The 18,303-nt window shown below is 60.7% G+C and carries 13 protein-coding genes; 9 read left to right on the top strand and 4 right to left on the bottom strand.

Annotation, left to right across the window (positions count from 1 at the left end):
- Window positions 1-93 precede the first annotated feature (93 nt).
- Window positions 94-1,323: an acyl-CoA dehydrogenase gene (locus ACEN2T_RS24965; RefSeq protein ID WP_442117733.1), complete on the top strand. Its 1,230-nt coding sequence runs from the start codon at window positions 94-96 to the stop codon at window positions 1,321-1,323.
- A gap of 133 nt (window positions 1,324-1,456) precedes the next feature.
- Here ACEN2T_RS24965 and ACEN2T_RS24960 read toward each other — a convergent pair whose 3' ends face one another.
- The gene (locus tag ACEN2T_RS24960; RefSeq protein ID WP_442117732.1) at window positions 1,457-2,791 is read right to left on the bottom strand and encodes a substrate-binding domain-containing protein; all 1,335 of its coding nucleotides are present in this window, start codon (window positions 2,789-2,791) and stop codon (window positions 1,457-1,459) included.
- A gap of 142 nt (window positions 2,792-2,933) precedes the next feature.
- Complete coding sequence (gene xthA / locus ACEN2T_RS24955; protein WP_179178776.1) at window positions 2,934-3,746, bottom strand: exodeoxyribonuclease III; 813 nt, start codon at window positions 3,744-3,746, stop codon at window positions 2,934-2,936.
- A gap of 168 nt (window positions 3,747-3,914) precedes the next feature.
- Between xthA and ACEN2T_RS24950 the strand changes: the two genes are divergently transcribed.
- The 7 genes from ACEN2T_RS24950 (at window position 3,915) to ACEN2T_RS24920 (ending at window position 14,928) form a co-directional block, all read left to right on the top strand.
- Entirely contained in the window at window positions 3,915-4,559 is a 645-nt protein-coding gene (locus tag ACEN2T_RS24950) for a GNAT family N-acetyltransferase (protein WP_032889813.1), read from the top strand.
- 64 nt (window positions 4,560-4,623) lie between these two features.
- Entirely contained in the window at window positions 4,624-6,351 is a 1,728-nt protein-coding gene (locus tag ACEN2T_RS24945; RefSeq protein ID WP_442117731.1) for an autotransporter assembly complex protein TamA, read from the top strand.
- Window positions 6,351-10,034 (top strand): translocation/assembly module TamB domain-containing protein, encoded by a 3,684-nt coding sequence (locus tag ACEN2T_RS24940; RefSeq protein WP_122680624.1) that lies wholly within the window; start codon window positions 6,351-6,353, stop codon window positions 10,032-10,034. The genes ACEN2T_RS24945 and ACEN2T_RS24940 overlap by 1 nt, the downstream gene beginning before the upstream one ends.
- Before the next feature lie 228 nt (window positions 10,035-10,262).
- On the top strand, window positions 10,263-10,733 hold the full coding sequence (locus tag ACEN2T_RS24935; protein WP_095184411.1) for a MarR family winged helix-turn-helix transcriptional regulator: 471 nt from the start codon (window positions 10,263-10,265) through the stop codon (window positions 10,731-10,733).
- Complete coding sequence (locus tag ACEN2T_RS24930) at window positions 10,733-12,184, top strand: efflux transporter outer membrane subunit (RefSeq protein ID WP_122680625.1); 1,452 nt, start codon at window positions 10,733-10,735, stop codon at window positions 12,182-12,184. Before ACEN2T_RS24935 ends, ACEN2T_RS24930 begins: the two co-directional genes overlap by 1 nt.
- A gap of 15 nt (window positions 12,185-12,199) precedes the next feature.
- Window positions 12,200-13,399, top strand: a complete 1,200-nt coding sequence (locus ACEN2T_RS24925) for an HlyD family secretion protein (RefSeq protein ID WP_095184413.1) — start codon at window positions 12,200-12,202, stop codon at window positions 13,397-13,399.
- On the top strand, window positions 13,399-14,928 hold the full coding sequence (locus ACEN2T_RS24920) for a DHA2 family efflux MFS transporter permease subunit (RefSeq protein ID WP_032889801.1): 1,530 nt from the start codon (window positions 13,399-13,401) through the stop codon (window positions 14,926-14,928). Before ACEN2T_RS24925 ends, ACEN2T_RS24920 begins: the two co-directional genes overlap by 1 nt.
- A gap of 155 nt (window positions 14,929-15,083) precedes the next feature.
- Here ACEN2T_RS24920 and lpxH read toward each other — a convergent pair whose 3' ends face one another.
- A complete protein-coding gene (lpxH, locus tag ACEN2T_RS24915) occupies window positions 15,084-15,833 on the bottom strand; it encodes a UDP-2,3-diacylglucosamine diphosphatase (RefSeq protein ID WP_442117730.1) in 750 nt (249 codons plus the stop codon).
- Window positions 15,830-16,333: a peptidylprolyl isomerase gene (locus ACEN2T_RS24910; protein WP_032889796.1), complete on the bottom strand. Its 504-nt coding sequence runs from the start codon at window positions 16,331-16,333 to the stop codon at window positions 15,830-15,832. The genes lpxH and ACEN2T_RS24910 overlap by 4 nt, the downstream gene beginning before the upstream one ends.
- Before the next feature lie 259 nt (window positions 16,334-16,592).
- Between ACEN2T_RS24910 and ACEN2T_RS24905 the strand changes: the two genes are divergently transcribed.
- A complete protein-coding gene (locus ACEN2T_RS24905) occupies window positions 16,593-18,293 on the top strand; it encodes a glutamine--tRNA ligase/YqeY domain fusion protein (RefSeq protein ID WP_032889794.1) in 1,701 nt (566 codons plus the stop codon).
- The last annotated feature ends 10 nt before the right edge of the window (window positions 18,294-18,303 follow it).

The raw sequence follows: 18,303 nt of genomic DNA, 5'->3' as shown, positions 1-18,303 counted from the left end.
TAATACACGCCGAGAATAGGCTAGGTAAATTATGAGCGCTGTTCTAGCATCGATTGCATGACCTAAACAACCTCTCAAAGAAGGGAGCTGCTCATGGATTTCGCCTATTCGCCCAAGGTTCAGGAACTGCGTGAACGCGTCACCGCGTTTATGGATGCTTACGTTTACCCGGCCGAGCCGGTGTTCGAACGCCAGGTCAACGAAGGCGACCGCTGGCAGCCCACCGCCATCATGGAAGAGTTGAAAGCCAAGGCTAAAGCCGAAGGCCTGTGGAACCTGTTCCTGCCCGAGTCCGAACTGGGCGCCGGCCTGACCAACCTCGAATATGCGCCGCTGGCCGAAATCATGGGCCGTTCACTGCTGGGCCCGGAGCCGTTCAACTGCTCGGCACCGGATACCGGCAACATGGAAGTACTGGTGCGCTACGCCAACGAAGAGCAGAAACAACGCTGGCTCGAACCGCTGTTGCGCGGCGAGATTCGCTCGGCCTTCGCCATGACCGAACCGGACGTCGCCTCGTCCGACGCCACCAACATGGCCGCCCGCGCCGAACGCCAGGGCGAAGAGTGGGTGATCAATGGCAAGAAATGGTGGACCTCCGGCGCCTGCGACCCGCGCTGCAAGATCCTGATCTTCATGGGCCTGAGCAACCCCGACGCGCCGCGCCACCAGCAGCACTCGATGATCCTGGTGCCGGTGGACACCCCCGGCGTGAAAATCGTGCGCCCGCTGCCGGTGTTCGGCTACGACGACGCGCCTCACGGCCACGCCGAAGTGCTGTTCGACAACGTGCGTGTGCCCTATGAGAACGTACTGCTTGGCGAAGGTCGCGGCTTTGAAATTGCCCAAGGTCGTCTTGGCCCAGGCCGTATCCACCACTGCATGCGCTCCATTGGCATGGCCGAACGTGCGCTGGAGTTGATGTGCAAACGCGCGGTCAGCCGTACCGCGTTCGGTAAACCATTGGCACGCTTGGGCGGCAATATCGACAAGATCGCCGACTCACGGATGGAGATCGACATGGCGCGCCTGCTGACCCTGAAAGCGGCGTACATGATGGACACCGCGGGCAACAAAGTGGCGAAAAGCGAAATTGCGCAAATCAAGGTGGTGGCGCCAAACGTAGCGCTGAAGGTCATCGACCGCGCGATCCAGATCCACGGCGGCGCAGGCGTCTCCAACGACTTCCCGCTGGCCTACATGTACGCGATGCAGCGCACACTGCGCCTGGCCGACGGCCCGGACGAAGTGCACCGCGCTGCAATCGGCAAGTTTGAAATCGGCAAATATGTGCCTAAAGAGTTGATGCGCAGCGGGCAGTAATACGGCGTCGCCTGCAATCGGGGGCGAGCCCCCTCCCACATTCGACAGTATTCCTACTGGAGATACGCGGTCACCTGTGGGAGGGGGCTTGCTCCCGATGAGGCAGGATCAGGCACTGAAGATCCGGCAGTCCTCAGTACACCCAAACCTCCACCCGCCGATTTTTGATCCGCCCCTCATCCGCCGTATTCGCCGCCACCGGCATCTGCGCACCAAACCCGCGAATATCTCGCAGTACTACGCCGCTCTTGACCAACTCCCGTCGCACCGCCATCGCCCGCAATTTAGACAGCAGCGCCGCCCGCTGCGGATCGTTCTTGGTATCGCCGAATCCCACCAGCGTCACCTTTTTGTCCAGCTTGTCGTGACCCTTGAGATACGCCACCACCCGCTGTACATCCTGGCGCGCCTTGTTATCCAGGCTGGCGCTGCCTTCTTCGAAACGAAAATTCACGGTCAAGCGCTGAGCGTCCCGAGCGATGGATTGATAGTCATCCGGCATTGTCGGGCGCGGTTCCACGGCCATGGCCTGCACCTGCTGCGCAATAAACCCACTGGCCGCCACAATCGCCTGGCCTTTGCTGCTCTGGGCAAAGTCCACCAGCGCCTTGGCCCACGGGTTATGGGCGGTGGGCGGCAGGTAAAAGAACAATCGGCGCGACAGCGGGTAATCCTCGGTGGCGATCAGGCTGTTGAGCGGCAACATCGGTTGCGAGTCGCCATCCACAATCGCCACGGCCTTGGCGTGGCGCACGTAGGGCAGCCCAATAAAACCGATGCCCTGAGGGTCCTGGCTCACCGCATCGGACAATGCCTCGCTGGACTCGAAACGCTTGGCCGAAGAAACCAGGGGCTTGGCGCGCAGGCGCAACACCAATTCCTTGAAGGTGTCGTAGGTGCCCGACTGGTCATCGCGGGCGTAGATATGAATCGCGCCGCCGATGCCGCCCAGAGCCTCCCAAGTGCTGACCTCACCGTTGAAGATCTGCGCCAGTTGCTCGGTATTCAGTGTATTCAGCGGGTTCTGTGGGTTGAGGATGATTGCCAGGCCATCGATGGCGATCACGTGTTCGGCGTCGGGGCTTTTCAAGTCACCAAGTGGTTCAAGGTCTACCAGTTCGCTGTCCTTGATCGGTCGTGACGAGGCCGCAAGGTCGGCGCTGGTTTTCTTCAGGGCGACAAAGCCTGTGCTGGAACCGTGGGCTGCGACGTCGATAGTCACCGTTTTGCCCTGGCGTGTCTTGCCGATCACGCGCTGTTCATTGGCGCCCTCGGCAGGTTCGCTGTGCACGTTCTGCAACCCTTGATGCTCCATCAAACCCTTGGCCAATGCCGGGGCCAGCGCCGCGCCAATGGTGTTGGAGCCCTGGATTCGCAAGGCCGGGCCTTGATCGGGAACGGGTAGGGGGGCAGCCACAACGGAGAGGGAAAATGCGCAACACAACAGGAACAGAACGCGCAGCATCATGCCGGCACCTTCTCAAGCCAAAGGGAGTGCCGCGAGATTAAGTCAGTGGGATTTCAATAATGTGACTGACACTCAAATGATCAAAGGTGTGGGAGGGGGCTTGCCCCTTCTCCCACATTTGACCCGAGTACAGTCAGGGGGATCAGCTCAGTTCAAGCCAGATCGGTGCATGGTCCGACGGTTTTTCCAAGCCACGCAGGTCGTAATCCACGCCGGCATCCTTGACCCGTGGCAGCAAACCGTTGGAGGCCATGATCAGGTCGATTCGCAGCCCACGCTTGGGCTCATCTTCAAAGCCGCGGCTGCGGTAGTCGAACCAACTGAAGCGGTCGGTCACGTCCGGGTTGAGGTGACGGAAGCTGTCCACCAGGCCCCAGTTTTTCAGGCGGGCCATCCATTCGCGCTCTTCGGGCAGGAAGCTGCACTTGCCAGTTTTCAGCCAGCGCTTGGCGTTGTCGGCGCCGATGCCGATGTCGCAGTCTTCCGGGGAAATATTCACATCGCCCATCACCACCAGCGCCTGATCGTTGCTGAACTGGCTTTCCAACAACTGTTGCAGGTCTTCGTAAAAGCGCTGCTTGGCGGGGAATTTGGTTGGATGGTCGCGGCTTTCACCCTGTGGGAAATAGCCGTTCATGATGGTCACCGGGTTGCCGTTTTCATCGGCGAAGGTGCCCCAGATAAAACGACGCTGGGCGTCTTCTTCGTCATTGGCAAAGCCTTTGTGAAGGCTCAACGCAGGCTGACGCGAAAGCAGCGCCACGCCGTAGTGGCCTTTTTGGCCGTGGTAGTAAACGTGATAGCCCAGTGCTTGTACTTCGGCCAGAGGAAACTGGTCGTCGTGGACCTTGGTTTCCTGCAGGCCGATTACATCGGGTTGATGCTTTTCAATCAGCGCCGCCAGCTGATGGGGGCGGGCGCGCAGCCCGTTGATATTGAAGGAGACGATTTTCATGGTCGGCGGTCCAGTCTGGCAAAAGGGCGATGCTAGCGGACAAGTCGGACGGGGGCCAGCGTGGCGGTAGGACAGATGCGCTGCTAATGTCTGGGAACGACTGGTGCTGCGTAGGTTCGTACCCATAAGAACGCCATCTATTGAGTGGCGCCCAGGGAGATTGATTGTATGACTGACACTGCCATTGGCGAAGTTCGCTTGCTCAACAGCGGCTATTCCCGCGAGGCCCGCTCCCTGCTGTACCAGGCCTATCGGCATGAGCCGACGTTTGCCTACATCTTCGAAGCCGAACGCCCAGGTTATGAGCAGCGGGTACGCGCCACCGTGCGGGAGCTGGTCAAGCAGCATTTCTTTCAAAAACTTCCGGCGATCGGTTTGTTTGTGAATGATCGGCTGATCGGCATTGCCTTGATCGCACCCCCGCAACGGCGCCTGGGGATCACTGAGAGCTGGGCGTGGCAACTGCGCATGTGGCTGAGCACTGGCGTGCGCGGTACGCGGCGTTATCTTGATTATCATCACGCCGTGCTGGCGTGCCTGCCGAGCGAATCGGTGCATGTGCTGCCGCTTTTGGGCATTCACCCGCAGTTCCAGGGCAAACACTACGGTGAACAGTTGCTGGAGGCGGTGCACAACTGGTGCGCCGAAGACCCGCACTCTTCGGGTGTGGTGCTGGACACCGGCAATTCCCGCTACCTGGATTTCTACAAGCGCCAGGGCTATGAGGAAATCGGCGAAGTCGCTGTAGGGCCTATCCTGGAGCATGTCTTTTTCCACCCCAATCCCCAGCTGTTACATGCTGCAACGGCTTAATGCAGAATTTTTCAGAATCGTCTGAGTTCTAAGTTTTCCCCCAGCTCGTGTAGCATCCGCGCCTATGAAGTTTCCAGGAAGATTTACCAGCGGCTTGGTTCTGCTGTTCACAAGCTGCGGCGCATTTGCGCTAAGCGAATTGGACGTGCGGATCAAACCCTCAAACGACGCGTTGAAAGCCAACATTGAAGGCTACATCGGCGGGGTTGGCGATCGTGACGAAGAGGCCTTGCTGCGGTTCAGCCGTGGTGCCGAAGAGCAGGCGCGCAAAGCGGCGCAGGCACTAGGCTTCTATCAGCCAAACATCGACAGCGAGGTGAAAGGCGGCAAGAACCCGCGCCTGATCCTCCGCGTCGACCCCGGTGAACCGGTGCATTTACGCAACGTGACTATTCGGGTCGACGGCGAGGCTGCGAACCTTAAGTCTTTTCGCGTGCCTGCCAGCGATGATCTTATCTCCGGCGCCGTGCTCAACCACGGCCACTACGAAGACGCCAAGCGTCTGATTCAGAATCAAGCCTCGCGCTACGGCTTTTTCAGCGGGCGCTTTACCAGCCAGAAACTCGCGGTGGACCCACAAGCAGGCGTCGCCGATATCGAACTCATTTATGACAGCGGCCCGCGCTACAGCCTGGGCAAGGTTAGCTTTGCCGGCGACACGCCGTTTGATGACGAACTGCTGCAACGCATGGTGCCGTTCAAAAACGGTGACCCCTACGATTCCGAACTGATCGCCGAACTCAACCAGAACCTGCAAGCCAGCGGCTTTTTCGAAGGGGTGCGCGTGGATGCCAGCCCCACCGCCTCGACACAAGACGTGATCCCGGTGGCCGTCAATCTGGACACACGCAAGCCGCGCACCATGGGCCTGGGCCTGGGTTACTCCACCGACGTCGGTCCGCGCGGCAAGGCCAACTGGACCCGTCACTGGGTTAACCACCAGGGCCATAGTTATGGCTGGGAAGCAGAACTCTCGGCTCCGCGCCAGAACGTCGGCCTGTGGTACGACATTCCGCTGGACCCGCCGCTCACCGACAAACTGCGCTTCGCTGGCGGCTACCAGAATGAAGAACTGGCGAACACCGACACCCTGAGTAAATTGCTTACCGTCGGCCCCGAATGGCACAGCAAGTTGCCCAGTGGCTGGACACGGGTGATTTCTCTCAAGTACCAGCGCGAAGAATATCGCCTGGGCAACGACTCCGGCCTGAGCAACCTGCTGATGCCTGGTATCAGTTATTCCTATCTGCGCAGCGATAACCGCATCGACCCCCACAACGGCTACCGCCTGCAATTCGACACGAAGGTGGCGAAGGAAGACCTGGGCTCCGACACCAACTTGCTGTACGGCACGGCCATGGTCAAAGGCCTGACGACCCTGTGGGACAATCATCGTTTCCTGGCGCGGGCGCAGTTCGGCGGCAGTGCCACCAATGGCTACAAGTCGGTGCCACCGTCGTTGCGCTTCTTTGCCGGTGGCGATCAGAGCGTGCGCGGTTATGAGTACCAGACGCTGTCGCCCGAGAACGACCAAGGTGATCGCATCGGTGGCCGCTACATGGTGGCCTTGAGCGCCGAGTATCAATATTCCATCGCCGAAAAATGGCGGATCGCGACCTTCATCGACCAGGGCAACTCGTTCAACACCCTGGAACTGCCCAGCCTGAAAACCGGCGTGGGTGTCGGTATCCGCTGGGTATCGCCGGTGGGGCCAATCCGCCTCGACCTGGCCCACGCCCTGGAAGACCCGGGCGGCGTTCGTTTGCACTTTTCCATGGGGCCTGAGCTGTGATGCGTGGTTTGAAAATAGCGGGGCTGGCCGTGGTGGCCATCCTCGCCGTGCTGTTGCTGGCACTGTGGGCGGTACTGGGCAGCCAGGCGGGCAGCCGCTGGGCGTTGGGCCAAGTGCCGGGTTTGAGTGTGGAGAATTTCCAGGGCCGTTTGGGCGGCCAGTGGAGCGCCGATCATCTGCTGTGGCAGCAAGACACCAGTCGCGTGGAACTCAAGGCGCCCGCGTTCGAGTGGTCGCCAGCCTGCCTGCTGCGCATGACCTTGTGTATTGACCGGTTGGATGTGGATCAGGTCATTCTGCAATTTCCACCCAGCACCGAAGAAAGCAGCGGCCCCCTTGTACTGCCAGATCTGAAATTGCCGGTTGCTCTCCAGTTAGGCGACGTTCGCGTCGGTAGCCTGGTGTTCAACGGCAGCGAAGAGCTTAAAGGCCTGCAACTGGCGGCGCATTGGACCGCCGCCGGGATGCAAATCGACTCAGTGCACCTGCAGCGCGACGATCTGGTGCTGGACCTGTCTGGCCTGTTGCAACCCACTGGCGACTGGCCGTTGACCGCCAGCGGGAACTTGAGCCTGCCCTACGCGCCCGGCGGCGCGCCCTGGAAAGTTGCCCTTAAGGTCGACGGCGACCTGCTCAAGACCCTCAAACTCGACGCCGACAGCAGCGGCTACCTGCCGGCCAAACTGCAGGGCGAGCTGCAACCCCTGGCTGAAAACCTTCCGGCCCAGTTGCACATCACCGCTGACGGCTTCAAGCCCAGCGCCGATCTGCCCGACACCCTGCAACTCAATCAACTGGACCTCACCGCCAAGGGTGATCTGAAAAACGGCTACCAACTGCTCGGCAAGGCCGTGCTACCGGCAGAGAAAGGTCCGGTGGACCTGCTGCTGCAAGGCAAAGTCGACGCCAACGGCGCGCAAATTGCGGGCCTGGACCTGAATGCCGGTGACAAGCAAAGCCTCAAGCTGAGTGCCAACCTGGATTGGCAACAAGGCTTCACAGCCGATGCCAGGATCGACTGGCTCGACTTCCCCTGGCATCGCCTCTATCCCGTGATCGACGAACCCCAAGTGACGGTGCGTACGTTCAACGGCGAGATTTCCTATAAAGACGGCAACTACCTGGGCAACCTCAAGGCCGACCTCGACGGCCCGGCCGGCAAGTTCAATGTGGTCACGCCGTTCAGTGGCGACCTCAAGCAAGTCTTCCTGCCCGAGCTGAAACTCACCGCCGGTCAAGGTAAGGCCGAAGGCCATCTGAACCTGCAGTTCGCCGATGGCATCGCCTGGGATACCGCGCTGGACCTGTCGGCGCTCAATCCGGCGTACTGGGTCGCTGAACTGCCGGGTACGTTGGCCGGTCCGCTGCGCAGCAAGGGCGAGTTCAAGAACGAGCAACTCAAGCTGAATGCCGACCTCGACCTCAAGGGCCGCCTGCGGGGCCAAACCGCCGTGCTGGCGGCCAAGGCCGAAGGTGCAGGGGAGCAATGGACCCTGGCCAACCTGGATATTCGCCTGGGTGACAACCGCATCAACGGCAGCGGCAGCCTGCAACAACGCCTGGCCGGGCAGATCGACATCAAGCTGGCGCGCCTCGCCCAGCTCTGGCCGCAGTTACGCGGGCAGATCAATGGCCGCCTCGACGTGGCCGGCAGCCTGAATGCGCCTCAGGGCAAACTCGACATCAAGGGCCAGCAACTGGCGTTTGCCGACAACCGCCTGCAAAGCCTCAGCCTCGGCGCTACCCTCGACAGCGCCCAGCGCGCCAAGATCGACCTCAAAGGCAGCGGTATTCAAAGCGGCGACACCCAGATCGGCACCCTGACCGCCAGCGCTCAAGGCGACATCAAGAACCAGAAGGTCCAGCTCGACTTGGCCGGTCCGCTGGTCAAGCTGGCCCTGGCCCTGGACGGCAACCTCGACAAAGGCAACTGGCGCGGGCGCCTGGCCAGCGGTGATGTCCAGGCCGGCGGGCAGGATTGGAAACTGCAAGCCCCGGCCAAAATCGACTACATGGCCGACGGCAAGCTGACCTTCGCGGCGCATTGCTGGGTCTCCGGCGGCGCCAGCCTGTGCGGCGAAGACCAGCGCCTGATGCCCGAGCCCAAGTTGCGTTACCACCTCAAGCAATTCCCAATCGACAGCCTCGCGGCCTTTTTGCCCAAGGATTTTGCCTGGCGCGGCAGGCTCAATGCCGATGTCCAACTCGACCTGCCCGACAGCGGCCCCAAGGGCTTGATTTCGGTGGATGCCAGCGGCGGCACTTTGCGCGTCAAGGACAAGGACCAGTGGCTGGATTTTCCTTACGACACCCTCAAGCTTGAAACGACCCTCAACCCCAAGCGCATCGACACACAGTTGAACTTCCGGGGTGGCAAGCTCGGTGAATTGCTGTTGCAGGCGCAGATTAATCCGCTGCCGAAGAACAAACCGATCACTGGCAATTTCAGCCTCACCGGGCTGGACCTGGCGGTGGCGCGTCCGTTTGTGCCGATGGTGGAAACCCTCAACGGCAAGCTCAACGGCAACGGCCGGATTTCCGGTGGCCTGCTCGCGCCGCAGATCAACGGCAATGTGAACCTGATCGGCGGCGAAGTCTCTGGTCCGGAGTTGCCCGTCAGCCTCGAAGGCCTGAACGTGCAGGCCCTCATCGCCGGCGAAAGCGTGCAGCTCAATGGTGGTTGGCGCAGTGGCAAAGCCGGGCAGGGCAGCCTCAAGGGCCAGATCGACTGGGGTCAGGCCCTGGCCGTGGACCTCAGTCTGCAAGGCTCGCAATTGCCGGTCACAGTCGAACCCTACGCCACGCTGGAAGTGGCGCCGGACCTGAAGATCACCTTGAAGGACGACAAACTGGCGATTGCCGGCAAAGTGAAGATCCCGCGTGGCGACATCACTGTGCGCGAATTGCCGCCGTCGACGGTCAAGGTCTCGGACGACACTATCATCGTCGGCAGTCAGACCGAGGAGGGCAAGCCAGCGATGGCCATGGCCATGGATATCGACGTGGCAGTGGGCGAAGACCAGCTCAACTTCTCAGGCTTCGGCCTCACCGCCAAGGTGCAGGGCCATGTGCATATCGGCGACAACATGGACACTCGTGGTGAGCTTTGGCTCAACGATGGCCGCTACCGCGCTTACGGTCAGCGGCTCAATGTGCGGCGGGCGCGCCTGCTGTTTGCCGGCCCTCTGGACCAGCCGTTCCTGGACATCGAGGCAGTGCGTGTCACCACAGAGCCGTCCCGGACCGTGACCGCCGGTATTCGCCTGAGCGGCAGCGCCGAGCAACCGACCACGCAGATTTTCTCCGAGCCGGCGATGGCCCAAGAGGATGCGTTGTCGTACTTGGTACTGGGGCGTTCACGCACCACCACTGGCGAAGACAACAACATGCTCGCCGAAGCGGCGCTGGGCCTGGGTTTGATGGGCAGCGCCGGGGTGACCTCGGACATCGCCACCAAGTTGGGCATTCAGGACTTCGACCTCGACACCCAGGGCAGCGGCAATAACACCGCCGTGGTAGCCAGCGGCAAGATCACCGAGAAGCTCAGCCTGCGCTATGGCGTGGGCGTGTTCGAGCCGGCCAGCACCATTGCCTTGCGCTACCTGCTGAGCAAGAAGGTATACCTGGAGGTGGCGAGTGGCGTGGCCAGTTCCCTCGACATTTTCTACAAGCGCGATTTCTAAGTCTTAGTCGGTCAAAAAATGTGTGAGGGGGCTTGCCCCCGATTGCGGTGTGACAGTCAGCAGATGTAGTGACTGACACACCGTGATCGGGGATAAGCCCCCTCACACATTTGCTCCCGCCTGTCGTCGAATTAGCAAGCAAGCTAATTATTCCATTTGACATTCGCTGCCTAAGCAGTAACATCTCGTCATACATTCGCTGCCTAGGCAGCAATAAGGTGACTTTCGATGCCCCATTTCACCCCCGAAAACTTCCACAACTGCCATCTCGGCCTGTTGCTGGGCCGCGCTGCGATCCTCAAGGACCGCATCATCGACACCCATATGGAACCCCACGGCATCACGGCCGCGCAGTTCAAGGTGTTGATCATCATGGCCCAGTTCGGCGTCGACACCCCGGCGGAGCTGTGCCGCAACCTGTCTCTGGACAGCGGTTCGATGACCCGCATGCTCGATCGCCTGGAGCAAAAAAACCTGCTCAGCCGCAAGCGTTCCGAGCTGGACCGACGCCAGGTGCAGTTGGTGTTGACTGCCGACGGCCAGCGCCTGGCGGACATGCTGCCGCACATCGGCGCCCAGGCGCTGAACCAACTGGCGGGCGTATTGGAGCCCGGCGAGTTGGAAACCCTGGAACAGATCCTCAAGAAAATTCTGATAGCTGCGGGTGATCCCATCACCCTTCAGCGGGTAGGTAAATGATGAATCCACGTGCCCTATGCCTAGTGCTGGTCGCCATGAGCATGGCCGGTTGCGCCAATTTCAGCGGCCTCGACACCCAAGGCCAGCGCCTCGACGCCAACACTCTGCAAGCCGGTAAATCCCTGAGCGGCGTGACCCTGTCGAGTGCGGCCTGGCCCAGCGCCGATTGGTGGAAAGGCCTCGGCGACCCACAGCTCGACGGCCTGATCCATGAAGCCCTGCAAAACAGCCCCGACATGCAAGTGGCGAGCGCCCGTGCCCATCAGGCCGAAGCGGCCGCCTACGCCGCCGACGCGTCGCGCATGCCGACCCTGGATGCCAGCGCCGGTGTGACCCGTTCGCGGCTGGCCAAGGATCAGGACCCGCTGGGGCAGGGCGATGCGTACTCCACCGTGCGAAAAATCGGTGCCAGCTTCAACTACACCTTCGACCTCTGGGGTGGCCAGCGCGCCGCCTGGGAAGCTGCATTGGGCCAGGCCCGTGCCGCTGAAGTCGATCAACAGGCCGCGCGCCTGACCCTGGCTGCTGATGTGGCCAAGGCCTACAGCGACCTGGGCCAGGCCCATATCGTGCGCGACCTGGCCACTGACGACCTCAAGCGCACCCGGCAAATGCTCGATCTCAGCAAGCGCCGCCTGGATTCGGGCATCGACAGCCACTATCAGTACCAGCAGACCGAAAGCCTGGAGGCCAGCTCCCAATCGCAATTGATCGACGCGGAAAAACAACTGCAGAGTGCCAAGATCGCCCTCGCGGTGCTGCTCGGTAAAGGCCCGGATCGCGGCAATGAGCTGGCGCGTCCCAGTGTGTTGAAACCCGCTGCCGTTGCTGTCCCGTCGGTGTTGCCTGCCGAACTGTTGGGCCGTCGTCCGGACCTGATCGCCGCACGGTGGCGTGTGGAGGCGGCGAGCAAGGACATCGCGGCCAGCAAGACGCGCTTCTACCCCAACCTCAACCTGAGCGCGAGCGCCGGGGCCGAGTCGTTGCTGGGGGATGCGATGTTCGGGTCGGCCAGCCGCTTCTTCAATATCGCGCCAACGATCTCGCTGCCGATCTTTGACGGCGGCCGCCTGCGCGCCGGCCTCGATGCCCGCGACGCCGACTACGACCTCGCCGTGGCCCAATACAACAAAACCCTGGTGCAAGCCTTGGGTGATATTGGCAACACCCTTTCGCAACTGCGCGAAACCGGCCGGCAGATCCAGGCCCAGCAACACGCTACCGATATTGCCCAGCAGTCCTACGACACGGTGCTTCAGCGGTACGGCTCCGGGATCGGTAACTACCTGGACGTGCTCAGCATCGAACAGCAATTGCTGCAGGCCCAGCGTCAGCTGGCGACCCTGAATGCCGGGCAGATCGCTCTATCGATTCAATTGATGCAGGCCCTGGGCGGCGGGTTCAACGCCGACAACGTGGCGTCGACCACCCCAGCCACTCGCACAGAATAATTTGAGGTATTTGTCATGGCCACTGCCGAAAACACTAACGCTACAGAACAACCCAAAGACAACAACCCGCGCAAACGCAAAGTCATGCTGATCAGCCTTGCGCTGATCGTCATCCTCAGCGTCCTCGGCGTATGGGCCTGGCACGAATTCTACGGGCGCTTCAACGAGAGCACCGACGACGCTTATGTGAACGGCAACGTGGTGGAAATCACCCCGCTGGTCACCGGCACCGTGGTGAGCATCGGCGCGGACGATGGCGACTTGGTCCACGAGGGCCAGGTGCTGGTCAACTTCGACCCGAATGACGCCGCCGTCGGCCTGCAAAGTGCCCAGGCCAACCTGGCGCGTACCGTGCGTCAGGTGCGTGGCTTGTACAGCAACGTTGATGGCATGAAAGCCCAGGTCAACGCGCAGAAAGCCGATGTGCAGACCGCTCAGGACAACTACAACCGTCGTAAGACCCTGGCCCAGGGCGGGGCGATTTCCCTGGAGGAACTGTCCCATGCCCGTGACAGTCTGACGGCCGCCAAGAACGCCCTGACCAACCTTGAGCAGCAGCTCAAAACCAGCAACGCCCTGGTGGATGACACGGTGATCTCGTCCCATCCGGACGTGCAAGCTGCCGCCGCGCAATTGCGTCAGGCCTACCTGACCAATGCGCGCAGCACCCTGATCGCGCCGGTCACCGGCTATGTCGCCAAGCGCTCCGTGCAACTGGGCCAGCGCGTGCAGCCGGGTACCGCATTGATGGCCGTGATCCCGCTGAACCAACTGTGGATCGACGCCAACTTCAAGGAAACCCAACTGCGCGACATGCGCATTGGCCAACCGGTGGACATCGAGTCGGATATCTATGGCAGCGATGTGAAATACAGCGGCACCGTCGACAGCCTCGGCGCCGGCACCGGCAGTGCGTTCGCCCTGTTGCCGGCGCAGAACGCCACCGGTAACTGGATCAAGATCGTGCAGCGAGTACCGGTGCGCATCCATATCAATGCCGAAGAGTTGGCCAAGCACCCACTGCGCGTTGGCTTGAGCACCGTGGTGAATGTGGACCTGCACGACCAGAGCGGTCCCGTTCTGGCGCAACAGCCGCCACAAAAGGCCTCTTTCACCACCAACGTGTATGACCGCCAATTGGCCGAAGCCGATGCCATGATCACCCAGTTGATCCATGACAACAGCGTCGCCGCTCCCAAGGCTGTGCAACGCTGATGAGCAATAACGCCTCGTTCACGCCACCCAGCCTGTTGATGGCCACCATTGGCCTGTCGCTGGCGACTTTTATGCAGGTGCTCGACACCACCATCGCCAACGTGGCGTTGCCGACCATTTCCGGCAACCTGGGCGTGAGTTCGGAGCAGGGCACCTGGGTGATCACCTCGTTTGCGGTGAGCAACGCCATCGCCTTGCCGCTCACCGGTTGGTTGAGCCGACGCTTTGGCGAGGTGAAGCTGTTTCTGTGGGCGACCATTCTGTTTGTGCTGGCGTCGTTCCTGTGCGGGATTTCCACTTCGATGCCCGAGCTGATCGGCTTTCGGGTACTGCAAGGCTTGGTGGCGGGGCCGTTGTACCCGATGACCCAAACCTTGTTAATTGCGGTCTACCCGCCGGCGAAGCGCGGCATGGCCCTCGCGTTACTGGCGATGGTCACGGTGGTCGCGCCGATTGCCGGGCCAATCCTCGGCGGCTGGATCACCGACAGCTACAGCTGGCCGTGGATCTTCTTTATCAACGTCCCCATCGGCATCTTTGCGGTGATGGTGGTGCGTGCGCAGCTGAAGAAGCGACCTGTGGTCACCAGTTATCAGCCGATGGATTACGTCGGGTTGTTAAGCCTGATCGTGGGGGTCGGCGCCTTGCAGATCATCCTCGACAAGGGCAATGACCTGGATTGGTTCGAATCCAACTTCATCATCATCGGCGCGGCGATTTCGGCGATTGCCCTGGCAGTGTTCGTCATCTGGGAACTGACCGATAAGCACCCAGTGGTCAACCTGCGGCTGTTCGCCTACCGTAACTTCCGCATCGGCACCATCGTGTTGATCCTCGGTTACGCGGGCTTCTTTGGCATCAACCTGATCCTGCCACAATGGCTGCAAACCCAGATGGGCTACACCGCCACCTGGGCCGGCCTGGCGGTGGCACCGATCGGGATTCTGCCGGTGCTGATGTCGCCGTTCGTGGGCAAGTACGCGCACAAGTTCGACCTGCGTCTGCTGGCGGGCCTGGCGTTCCTGGCGATTGGCTTGAGCTGCTTCATGCGCGCAGGCTTTACCAATGAAGTGGACTTCACCCACATCGCCCTTGTGCAGTTGTTCATGGGGATTGGTGTTGCACTGTTCTTTATGCCGACCCTGAGCATCTTGATGTCCGACCTGCCACCGCACCAGATTGCCGACGGTGCGGGCCTGGCAACCTTCCTGCGTACGTTAGGCGGCAGTTTTGCGGCGTCGCTGACCACCTGGATCTGGATTCGCCGGGCGGACCAGCACCATGCGTACATGAGCGAGAACATGACCACCTATGACGCGGCCACGCGCAATGCGCTGGATGCGTTGGGTGGGGCAGGGCACAAGGCCTATGCGCAGTTGGACCAGATCCTCACCAGCCAGGCGTACATGATGTCCACCGTGGATTACTTCACGTTGTTGGGGTGGATGTTCATGGGATTGATGCTGCTGGTGTGGCTGGCGAAGCCGCCGTTTGGCGCCAAGGCGGGGCCGGAAGCAAGCGGCCACTGATCCACACGGACTGGAATGCAATCAAATGTGAGAGGGGGCTTGCCCCCGATAGCGGTGGGTCAGCCAAAAAATGCTGACTGATCCACAGCCATCGGGGGCAAGCCCCCTTCCACATTTTGATCTCTGTTCACATTGGATCAGTGGTGTTTGAGGTCTCAGGCGCCAGGCAATGCCAGCTGCGGATTCACAAAATCAAACGCCGCCAACTGAAACCCTTGCTCATCCACCTGCAACGCCCAACCCTGCTTGTCCCAATCCCCCAGCACAATGCGCTTGGCCGCCTGCTCGCCAATCTGCAGTTTGTGGATCGCCGGGCGGTGGGTATGGCCGTGGACCAGGGTGCGCACGCCGAACTGCTGCATCACCCGCGGCACTTCCTCGGGGGTTACATCGACAATGTCGTTGGCCTTCATGCGCGTCTGTGTCCGGCTCTCACTGCGCAGCTTGCGCGCCAGCTTGTGGCGGGTGCGCAAGGGCAAGTGACGCAGGATAAACAGCACAATCGGGTTACGCAGGATGCGCCGCAGCTTCATATAACCCACGTCGCGGGTGCAGAGGCTGTCGCCGTGCATCAACAGCACGGGTTCGCCATACAACTGCACGACACTCGGGTCCTTGAGCAAGGTCGCGCCTGCTGCTCTGCAGAACGCCTTGCCGATCAGGAAATCGCGGTTGCCATGCATGATAAAAATCGGGGTGCCGCTGTCGCTCAGCTCGCGCAGGGCTGCGCAAATCGAACGTTGAAAAGGGGTCATCCCATCGTCGCCAATCCAGGCTTCGAAGAAGTCCCCCAGAATGTACAACGCCTGGGCGCCACGGGCGCGGCCGTGGAGCAGATCCAGAAACGCCCGGGTGATGTCCGGGCGCTCCTCTTCCAGATGCAAATCTGAAATCAGCAATATCACCCAACGATCTCGGCTTTCTCGACGATTACGTCTTCTGCTGGAACGTCCTGGTGACCGGCTTTGGACGTGGTGGACACGCCTTTGATCTTGTCGACAACGTCCTGGCCTTCGGTGACTTTACCGAACACGGCGTAGCCCCAACCCTGCACGTTCTTGCCGCTGTGGTTCAGGAAGGCGTTATCGGCCACGTTGATGAAGAACTGTGCGGAGGCCGAATGCGGCTCCATGGTACGGGCCATGGCAACGGTGTACTTGTCGTTGGAAAGGCCGTTGTCCGCTTCGTTCTGGATGCTTGGACGCTTGTCTTTCTTCTCTTTCATGCCTGGCTCGAAACCGCCGCCCTGGATCATGAAGTTACCGATGACGCGGTGGAAAACGGTGTTTTCGTAGTGGCCAGCGTTCACGTACTCGATGAAGTTGGCGACGGTGATCGGCGCTTTCTCGGCGTTCAGCTCGATGACGATCTCGCCGTGGTTGGTGGTCAGTTTGACTTGAGTCATGTTCACTACTCTTTCAGGAAATTCGTGGGTTTGAGCGCCTTGGCGCCTTACCGGTTTGGCTAAACTGCGGCCAAGGCGCGCAGTTTAGCGTGCCTTGCAGGAATTTCGAGGTGGTTTTTTACCGCGCCCGTCATAAAAGCAGCAATAAATGCAGCAGTTTTTGACCGCGCTCTGTCAGCAGCTTGACAGCATCAGCTATGATACGGCCTTTGTTTTATCTGGCCCCAACCGGCCACGAACCTGTCTGTTCAAGGATCCTATGAGCAAGCCCACTGTCGACACTACCTCGAATTCCAAGGCCGGACCTGCCGTCCCGGTCAATTTCCTGCGCCCGATCATCCAGGCGGACCTGGATTCGGGCAAGCACACGCAGATCGTCACCCGCTTCCCGCCAGAGCCCAACGGCTACCTGCACATTGGTCACGCTAAGTCGATCTGTGTGAACTTCGGCCTGGCCCAGGAGTTCGGTGGCGTCACGCACCTGCGTTTCGACGACACCAACCCGGCCAAGGAAGACCAGGAATACATCGACGCCATTGAAAGCGACATCAAGTGGCTGGGCTTCGAATGGTCCGGTGAAGTGCGCTATGCCTCCAAATACTTCGACCAGTTGTTCGACTGGGCCGTCGAGCTGATCAAGGCCGGCAAGGCCTACGTCGACGACCTGACCCCGGAGCAGGCCAAGGAATACCGTGGCACGCTGACCGAACCGGGCAAGAACAGCCCGTTCCGCGACCGTTCCGTGGAAGAGAACCTCGACTGGTTCGCCCGCATGCGCGCCGGTGAGTTCCCGGACGGCGCCCGCGTACTGCGCGCCAAGATCGACATGGCTTCGCCGAACATGAACCTGCGCGACCCGATCATGTACCGCATCCGCCATGCCCACCACCACCAGACCGGTGACAAGTGGTGCATCTACCCGAACTACGACTTCACCCACGGTCAGTCGGACGCCATCGAAGGCATCACTCACTCCATCTGCACCCTGGAGTTCGAAAGCCATCGTCCGCTGTACGAGTGGTTCCTGGACAGCCTGCCGGTTCCGGCGCACCCGCGTCAGTACGAATTCAGCCGCCTGAACCTGAACTACACCATCACCAGCAAGCGCAAACTCAAGCAACTGGTCGATGAGAAGCACGTGTTTGGTTGGGATGACCCGCGCATGTCGACCCTGTCGGGCTTCCGCCGTCGCGGCTACACCCCGGCGTCGATCCGCAATTTCTGCGACATGGTCGGCACCAACCGTTCCGATGGCGTGGTTGACTTCGGCATGCTCGAATTCAGCATCCGTCAGGACCTCGACGCGAATGCTCCGCGCGCCATGTGCGTCTTGCGTCCGTTGAAAGTCGTGATCACCAACTATCCGGAAGACAAGGTCGATCACCTCGAACTGCCGCGTCATCCGCAGAACGAAGCACTCGGCGTGCGCAAGCTGCCATTCGCCCGTGAAATCTACATCGACCGCGATGACTTCATGGAAGAGCCGCCAAAAGGCTACAAGCGCCTGGAACCGAACGGCGAAGTGCGCTTGCGCGGCAGCTACGTGATCCGCGCCGACGAAGCAATCAAGGACGCCGATGGCAACATCGTTGAGCTGCGTTGCTCCTACGACCCGGAAACCCTCGGCAAGAACCCTGAAGGCCGCAAGGTCAAAGGCGTGATCCACTGGGTGCCGGCTGCGGCCAGCATCGAGTGCGAAGTGCGTCTGTACGATCGCCTGTTCCGCTCACCGAACCCTGAGAAGGCAGAAGACAGCGCCAGTTTCCTCGACAACATCAACCCTGATTCCCTGCAAGTACTCACTGGTTGTCGTGCTGAGCCATCGCTTGGCGACGCACAGCCGGAAGACCGTTTCCAGTTCGAGCGCGAAGGTTACTTCTGCGCGGATATCAAGGACTCGAAACCAGGCGCTCCGGTATTCAACCGTACCGTGACCTTGCGTGATTCGTGGGGCCAGTGATTCTGTTTTA

It is taken from the genome of Pseudomonas sp. W22_MBD1_FP4 (assembly GCF_052113765.1).
GTDB lineage: Bacteria > Pseudomonadota > Gammaproteobacteria > Pseudomonadales > Pseudomonadaceae > Aquipseudomonas > Aquipseudomonas sivasensis.
This window is presented reverse-complemented; position numbering and strand designations above follow the sequence as displayed.

Coding starts and splice junctions, on each gene's coding strand:
- ACEN2T_RS24965 (WP_442117733.1), top strand. CDS start 94: ATGGATTTCGCCTATTCGCCCAAGGTTCAGGAACTGCGTGAACGCGTC.
- ACEN2T_RS24960 (WP_442117732.1), bottom strand. CDS start 2,791: ATGATGCTGCGCGTTCTGTTCCTGTTGTGTTGCGCATTTTCCCTCTCC.
- xthA (WP_179178776.1), bottom strand. CDS start 3,746: ATGAAAATCGTCTCCTTCAATATCAACGGGCTGCGCGCCCGCCCCCAT.
- ACEN2T_RS24950 (WP_032889813.1), top strand. CDS start 3,915: ATGACTGACACTGCCATTGGCGAAGTTCGCTTGCTCAACAGCGGCTAT.
- ACEN2T_RS24945 (WP_442117731.1), top strand. CDS start 4,624: ATGAAGTTTCCAGGAAGATTTACCAGCGGCTTGGTTCTGCTGTTCACA.
- ACEN2T_RS24940 (WP_122680624.1), top strand. CDS start 6,351: ATGCGTGGTTTGAAAATAGCGGGGCTGGCCGTGGTGGCCATCCTCGCC.
- ACEN2T_RS24935 (WP_095184411.1), top strand. CDS start 10,263: ATGCCCCATTTCACCCCCGAAAACTTCCACAACTGCCATCTCGGCCTG.
- ACEN2T_RS24930 (WP_122680625.1), top strand. CDS start 10,733: ATGAATCCACGTGCCCTATGCCTAGTGCTGGTCGCCATGAGCATGGCC.
- ACEN2T_RS24925 (WP_095184413.1), top strand. CDS start 12,200: ATGGCCACTGCCGAAAACACTAACGCTACAGAACAACCCAAAGACAAC.
- ACEN2T_RS24920 (WP_032889801.1), top strand. CDS start 13,399: ATGAGCAATAACGCCTCGTTCACGCCACCCAGCCTGTTGATGGCCACC.
- ACEN2T_RS24910 (WP_032889796.1), bottom strand. CDS start 16,333: ATGACTCAAGTCAAACTGACCACCAACCACGGCGAGATCGTCATCGAG.
- ACEN2T_RS24905 (WP_032889794.1), top strand. CDS start 16,593: ATGAGCAAGCCCACTGTCGACACTACCTCGAATTCCAAGGCCGGACCT.